Below are 6378 nucleotides of genomic sequence, written 5' to 3'. Positions count from 1 at the left end.
GCGCCCGCCGCGCCGGACCGTGCTGCGCACCGGCACCGCCCTGGCCACGGCGGCGGGCCTCGGCACCCTCACCGTCCCCCACCCCGCGCCCGCCGCCGTGGCCAGGGCGGTGCCGGTGCGCAGCACGGTCCGGCGCGGCGGGCGCGGGGAGGAGTCGGGCATGCTCTTCCTTTCCGTGGGTGCGTCACAGGCCGCGCAGGGGCGCGTTGTCCTTCTCGAACACCCGGTGCAGGCCGAGCATCGCGGTGCCGTAGTTCTGGGCCCGCCCCTCCTCGTCGTCGCCGTTGTAGCGGGCGAGCGTGAGGCGGGTCTCCTCCTCGCCGGTGGTCATGGACGGCCGGGGGACGTCGACGAGGTCGGCGCCCCACATCAGGACCACGGGCACGGTGCTGATGTTGTTACTCGTGGTCGTCGTGGAGTTGCCGCCACACGGTCCACAGGTCGCGCTCGCCGTAGGGGTCCATGATCGTGCCGCCGATCAGGCCGGTCCGGACGCCGAAGTTGCGGCTGCGGATCGCGGTGGCGGCGAAGATCTGGGCGAGGCCGGTGCTGCGTGTTCGACCGGTACGTGAGCGCCTGGGCGCCCGCGTTCCCGCCCGTCTCCGGCACGCCCATGCTGTGGAGCAGGTAGGACTGGACGTCCGCGAGCAGGGCGCCCCGCCTGGACATGTCCATGGAGACGTCCAGGTCTCCGGTGGTGCAGTCGGCGGGGAGCGGGTAGCCGAGGTTCCCGGAGAACCCCGTGGACATGTCGCAGACGAAACTCGCCGAGGTGTATCCCGCGGCGGCGACGCGGTTGCACACGTTCCGGGGGCCGCAGATGCCGGTCAGGTACCCCTGGCCGTGCTCGTTCATGATGTCCCGGATCCCCCGGAAGTGCGGAAGGACGTGGTCGGTGACCGGGAGCTTCGCGAAGTTCTGGAAGCTGCGTATGCGGGTCGCCAGGTCGGCGTCGAAGCGGCTGGCGAAGAACACGCCGCCGCGCTGGTTGAAGATCATGGCGGCGGTGAAGAGGCTCGCCCACGTCCCCGACAAGCCCTCCGAGAGGGGGGTGTTCCTGATGCCCTGCTGGGTGCCGGGGCCGAAGCCCCGTTCGCGACGTCGTCGCTCATGCCGATCGCGTACTGGATCGCGAACATCAGCGCCTTGCACGTCCCGTGGGCCTTGAACACCTTCGGCGGCACACCGTCCGGGAAGACCCCGTCGACGTCCATGTGCTGTTTCAGCTCGCGGACCGACGCCGCGGCGGAGCTGTTGTAGGTGCTGTCGATGCCGCCGCCGTCGGAGGGTGGCGAGCGTCGTCGGGCCGAAGCTGTCGGACAGGGAGGTGATGCCCAGTTCGTGCTGGAGCGCCCGGGTGAGCGCGAATATCACGGGTCAGCCGGTGCGGCCGCCGGCGCCACGCCGGCTCCTTTCGCAGCGAGCCCGGCCGGAGGTCCCGGCCGGGTGCGGACGTCCTGGTCGTCAGCAGCGCTCGAGCCCGTCGATGGAGTTGGTGACGTTGTCGATGTAGTAGCTGGCCATGTAGCCGCGGTGGCCGCTCGGGGTGAGGACCCAGACCCAGTACGGGTTGTTGCCGACGGTCTGCGAGCCCTCCTGCTGGCAGTACACCCACACCTGGGCCGGGCTGCTCACCGTGGTCTGGATGTCGGGGCAGTTGAAGGCCGAGGGGTAGAGGTAGCACTGTTCCCCGCCACCGGCGCGGACGTTGACGCCGGAGGCCCAGACGCCGTAGTAGCCCGGCCCGTGGCCGGTCGCGTGGGCGGAGCCGGCCGTGCCGAAGACGAGGCCGGTGGCGGCGAGGGCGGTGGTCGCGACGGTCGCGAGGGCGGTTCTCACGGACTTGATCATGGGTGTGTTCTCCCTGGGGACGGTGGGCGGCGGGGTGGGCGGCAGCGGTGCCGCGAGCCGGCGTCTCGAAGGCTAGGGGGCGCTCGGTCCGTCGCGTCCTGACAGATGTCAGGGTGCGGCGCCCGCCCCTTGCGGCGTCGGCCGGCGTCCCGGCCCGCGTTCAACCGATCGGTTGAACGCGGGTTCCACCCCTCGGCAGCCCCTTCTGTCCGTACGGACGACGCGGGGCCGCGTCCGGCCGCACAACAATGACGATCGCCAAGGCGCCCGGCACTCATCCCTCCCCCGTCAGGAAGGCCCCGCAGCGTGTCCAGCTTCCTCAGCAGACGACGTGTCCTCACCACCGGTACCGGTGTCGCCCTCGGTCTCGGCGCGGCCGGCGTCTTCGCGCCCGCTTCCTCGGCCGCGCCCGCCGCCCGGCAGCACACCGGCTCCGAGGAGACCCGCAGCCTCGACGAGCTCTACCAGGCCGCTCTCAAGGAGGGCGGCAAGCTCGTCGTGTACGCCGGCGGTGACACCCCGACCCAGCAGGACGCCACGAAGGCAGGCTTCAAGGCCCGCTTCCCCCGCATCGACCTGACGCTGATCGTCGACTACAGCAAGTACCACGACGTCCGCATCGACAACCAGCTCGCCACCGGCACCCTCGTCCCCGACGTCGTCCAGCTCCAGACCCTCCAGGACTTCACCCGCTGGAAGCAGCAAGGGCGGCTGCTGCACTACAAGCCCGCCGGGTTCTCGAAGGTGTACGACGGTTTCAAGGACCCGCAGGGCGCGTGGGTGGCGACCGGAGCGATCGCCTTCAGCTTCCTGTACGGCACCGCGGCGGTCGGCTCCGATGCCCCGCGTACCCCGCTCGACCTGGTCGATCCGAAGTGGAAGGGGAAGATCGCCTCCTCCTTCCCGCACGACGACGACGCGGTCCTCTACCTCTACGCGCTGTACGCCCGCACGTACGGCTGGGACTGGGTGGCCAAGCTCGCCGCCCAGGACGTCCGGTTCGCGCGGGGCAGCAACTCGCCGGGCGACGCGGTCTTCGCCGGGCAGAAGGCGATCGGGATCGGCACGGCGGGGTCGGCGGTCCCCTCCTCGTCGTCACCCGCGCGGTTCGTCATCGCGGACGGGCACCCCTTCATGGGCTGGGGCCAGCGCGCGGCCGTCCTCAAGCAGGCCCGCAACTCCACGGCCGCCAAGCTGTTCCTCAACTGGCAGCTGTCCGCCGAGCGGCAGCGCGCCTCCTTCAACGGGTGGTCGGTACGCACCGACATCACTCCCCCGGCCGGGCTCAAGCAGCTGTGGGAGTACCCGAACGCCCACGTGGACGGCTTCCCGACGTTCATGGCCGACCGCGCCCAGGTCGAGCGCTGGAAGCAGACCTTCGCGCTGTACTTCGGCGAGGTCCAGGGCGAGCCCACACCGGGCCGGCTCGGCCTCCACCCCGGCGCCTGACGGCCGCAACCGGGCCGGGGGCGAGGGAGGTCCGCGCCCGTCACCCCGGCACGGGCAGCAGGTGACGGTGGCGTCCTGTCCGATGTGGCCGGTGGCCCGGGTCAGCGCATGTTCAACGGCGGCTTGGCGTACTTGCCGGCAAGCCGGTCCTGCGGGGGCGCGGGCCTCGGGGGTTCCTGCGCTCCCGACGGGGCGAAAACGATCGCGTAGGTCTCGTACCCGTCGAGGGCCTCGCCCGGCGCGGATGCCTCGTACCGCTCCCGGGAGTCCTCCCGCCCCTGGGCCCATACCTGTACGGCGTAGGTCCGGGCCGGGTCGAGAGCCACGATGGGCGCAGTGTGATCCTGTACCCACAGAACCCCTGCGGACGCATGGGCTACCCGGCGCTGGCCGGATTTCCGTGATCGGCGGTGCCGGCAGCTGTGGCCGTGGCATTTTGGCTCCGTGATGCATGAGCACAGGGAAGAAGAGGAGTGGCTGGCGACTTTGCGGCCGTCGCGTGTGCGGGAGGTCCAGGCCGGGCGTCTGGCCTGGACCGAGGTTGATCTGATCGACATCGGGAGCGGGTTCGGGCATGCGTTGCGCGCCGGGCTGGAGGTGTTCGGCGTCCGGGTGAACTATCTGCCGGTCGGCCAGCCTCGCCATCTGGTGGCGGCGCTGAACGGCAGCAGACCGGTCGCGCCGTACGTGATCGTGTCCTGTCACGGAGACGAGGGGCGCATCCTGATGGAGGACGTCCCCGAGGAGCTGACCGGGTTCCAGCCGTTCAACGGTGCCGTCGGCCCGGACCGAGTGCGCGAACACGTCCGCCTGCCGGGCAGCGTCACGCTCGTCACCGGCTGCGACACGGGGGAGCCCGCGCTCGCCGACGCCTTTCTCGATGCCGGTGCCGGCGTCTATATCGCTCCGCGCGGCGCGCCGTTCGGCTATGCGAGCGTGTTCGCCCCCTTGTTCTTCCTCTACGAGCTCACCGAGCAGCGCACCCCCGTGGAGGCCGTCGAACGCCTGCGTGCCCACGACGAGGAACTCGCCATGTGGCATCTCTACCGACGCTGATCCGAACACATGCGACGCCTCCGGCCGTCGGCTGGGTGATCGCCGGATGCCGGCCTCGGGCATCGAGGAGTCGGAGGTGCCGTTGCGCTCGCACGGCAGCCTGTCGCTGCGAACTGATCGAGAGCCGGACGCTCGACGGACACACCCAGGAGCTCATCTACCGGCCCACCCTGCATGTCTGACCCGAACGCATGAGGCCTCAGCCGGCGAGCCAGGCTTTCACCTTGGCGGGGTTCGCCGCGATCCACTTCTCGGCTGCTGCTCGCGGGGTCATCTTGTCGAGGGCGATGTACTTCGCGACGGTGTTCTGGTCGTCGTTGGTCCACCGGAAGTTCTTCACCAGGTCGTAGGCGGGACTGCCCGATGCGGCGAACCTGGTGCTGACGATCTTGTCGAGGTCGAAGGCGGGGTAGTCGCAGGCGACCTTCGCGGGATCGGCGTCGCAGCCTTCGGTGTGTTTCGGCAGGGCGACTTTGACGAGGGGGACTTCGGACATGAACCAGGACGGTTCGTAGAAGTAGCCGATCACCCATTTCCTGTTCTTCTGCGCGTCGCGGAAGGCCTGGATGAGGGCGGTCTCGCTGCCCGCGTACACGACGGTGAAGTCGAGCTTGAGGTTCTTGACCAGGGCTTCGTCGTTGGTCTGGTACGAGGGGTCGCCGTCGAGGAGCTGGCCGCCGCTGCCGGACTCGGACGTCCGGAAGTTCGCGGCGTACTTGTCGAGGTTCTTCCAGTCGGTGATGTCGGGGTGCTGCTCGGCGATCCACGGGGGGACGTGCCAGCCGATGATCCCTTTGTTCCCGGCCGAGCCGAGGCTGACGGCGGTCTTCTGCCGGGTGATGTACTTCTTCTTGAGGTCGGGGTGGCCCCAGTTCTCCAGGATGGCGTCGACCTCGCCGGTCTCGAATCCCTGCCAGCCGATCTCCGCCTTGAGGTCCTTCTGGACGACCTTGCAGCCGAGTTCCTCCTCGGCGAGGTAGGAGACGACCGCCGCGTCGGCCGCGTAGCCCACCCAGGGGCTGACGGCGAGGTTGAAGGTGCCGCAGCTGCCGGAGCCGCCCGCGCCGGCGGACACCTCGCCGACCTTCGCGCCGACGCAGGCGGTCAGGGTGAGGCCGAGTACGGCCGTCCCCGCCGCGCGGCTGCGCCACCGTCCTGTTCGTCCTGCCATGGTCGTACTCCCTGTGGTCAGTTCGCGTCGAGGGCGCACCGGAAGCCCACGTTGCCGGTCGCCGAGTCCGGGAGGAGTCCCTGTCGGGCGGCGACCCGGTAGCGGCGGCAGTAGGAGGCGTGGCAGAGGTAGGAGCCGCCTTTGGTGACGCGTTCGTGTCCGGTGCGGGACGGGGTGAAGGGGTCGTCGCACCACTCCCAGACGTTGCCGGTGGCGTTGTAGAGGCCGAAGCCGCCGGGTTCGTAGGCGGTGACGGGGCAGGTGCCGTACCAGCCGTCGGCGGTGGGGTGGCGGTGGGGGAAGTCGCCCTGCCACACGTTCATCCGGGGACGGCCGCCCGGTTCGAGTTCGTCGCCCCAGGGGAACGTCTTCGCGTGCAGGCCGCCTCGGGCGGCGCGTTCCCATTCCGCCTCGGTGGGCAGGCGTTTGCCGGACCAGGCGCAGTAGGCGCGGGCGTCGTCCCAGTCGACGTGGACGACCGGGTGGTCCGTCCGGTCCTGCCAGGTGGAGTGCGGGCCGTCGGGGTGACGCCAGTCGGTGCCCTCGACCTGACGCCACCAGGGTGCCGCCGCGACCGCCCGGGTCGGGGGGAAGTCGTCCGGGAGCAGTCCGGCGAAGACGAAGGACCAGCCGGCCCGCTCGGCGGAGGTGCGGTAGCCGGTGTCGGCGGTGAAGGCCGCGAAGCGGGCGTTGGAGACGGCGCAGGCGTCGATCCAGAAGGCGTCCACGTGCACCGTGCGTACGGGTCCTTCCCCGTCGGCGGGGTAGGAGAGGGCGTCCTGGCTGCCCATGAGGAAGTCGCCGGCGGGGACGGCCACCATGCCGTCGGGGGTGGCCGGGTGGGTGGCGGA

The 6378-nt window shown here is 70.6% G+C and carries 9 protein-coding genes; 3 read left to right on the top strand and 6 right to left on the bottom strand.

What is annotated here, in order from left to right; genetic code table 11:
- Positions 1 to 184: 184 nt before the first annotated feature.
- Positions 185 to 385, bottom strand: coding sequence for a hypothetical protein (locus AOK24_RS49745; protein ID WP_055721670.1), 201 nt, complete (start codon positions 383 to 385; stop codon positions 185 to 187).
- Positions 370 to 1035 carry a glycoside hydrolase domain-containing protein gene (locus AOK24_RS48610; RefSeq protein ID WP_055721669.1) on the bottom strand — a complete coding sequence of 222 codons (666 nt, stop codon included), beginning with the start codon at positions 1033 to 1035 and terminating at the stop codon, positions 370 to 372. Before AOK24_RS48610 ends, AOK24_RS49745 begins: the two co-directional genes overlap by 16 nt.
- Positions 1036 to 1110: 75 nt before the next feature.
- Between AOK24_RS48610 and AOK24_RS50915 the strand changes: the two genes are divergently transcribed.
- Positions 1111 to 1260, top strand: coding sequence for a hypothetical protein (locus AOK24_RS50915; protein WP_240554041.1), 150 nt, complete (start codon positions 1111 to 1113; stop codon positions 1258 to 1260).
- Positions 1261 to 1464: 204 nt separating this feature from the next.
- On the opposite strand, the gene AOK24_RS21365 is transcribed toward AOK24_RS50915, so the two are convergent.
- Entirely contained in the window at positions 1465 to 1851 is a 387-nt protein-coding gene (locus tag AOK24_RS21365; RefSeq protein ID WP_055721668.1) for a hypothetical protein, read from the bottom strand.
- Positions 1852 to 2157: 306 nt separating this feature from the next.
- On the opposite strand from AOK24_RS21365, the gene AOK24_RS21360 reads away from it, so the two are divergent.
- Positions 2158 to 3300 (top strand): ABC transporter substrate-binding protein, encoded by a 1143-nt coding sequence (locus AOK24_RS21360; RefSeq protein ID WP_055721667.1) that lies wholly within the window; start codon positions 2158 to 2160, stop codon positions 3298 to 3300.
- Between the two features lie 101 nt (positions 3301 to 3401).
- On the opposite strand, the gene AOK24_RS21355 is transcribed toward AOK24_RS21360, so the two are convergent.
- Positions 3402 to 3626 (bottom strand): hypothetical protein, encoded by a 225-nt coding sequence (locus AOK24_RS21355; RefSeq protein ID WP_055721666.1) that lies wholly within the window; start codon positions 3624 to 3626, stop codon positions 3402 to 3404.
- Positions 3627 to 3747: 121 nt separating this feature from the next.
- On the opposite strand from AOK24_RS21355, the gene AOK24_RS21350 reads away from it, so the two are divergent.
- The gene (locus tag AOK24_RS21350; protein ID WP_055721665.1) at positions 3748 to 4356 is read left to right on the top strand and encodes a hypothetical protein; all 609 of its coding nucleotides are present in this window, start codon (positions 3748 to 3750) and stop codon (positions 4354 to 4356) included.
- A 199-nt stretch (positions 4357 to 4555) separates the two neighbouring features.
- Here AOK24_RS21350 and AOK24_RS21345 read toward each other — a convergent pair whose 3' ends face one another.
- Both AOK24_RS21345 and AOK24_RS21340 read right to left on the bottom strand, forming a co-directional pair.
- Positions 4556 to 5527 (bottom strand): ABC transporter substrate-binding protein, encoded by a 972-nt coding sequence (locus tag AOK24_RS21345; RefSeq protein ID WP_055721664.1) that lies wholly within the window; start codon positions 5525 to 5527, stop codon positions 4556 to 4558.
- A 17-nt stretch (positions 5528 to 5544) separates the two neighbouring features.
- Positions 5545 to 6378 (bottom strand): formylglycine-generating enzyme family protein (locus AOK24_RS21340; RefSeq protein WP_420876681.1); only part of this gene is annotated, 834 nt, incomplete at its 5' end.

It is taken from the genome of Streptomyces niveiscabiei (genome assembly GCF_001419795.1).
Taxonomy (GTDB): domain Bacteria; phylum Actinomycetota; class Actinomycetes; order Streptomycetales; family Streptomycetaceae; genus Streptomyces; species Streptomyces niveiscabiei.
This window is presented reverse-complemented; position numbering and strand designations above follow the sequence as displayed.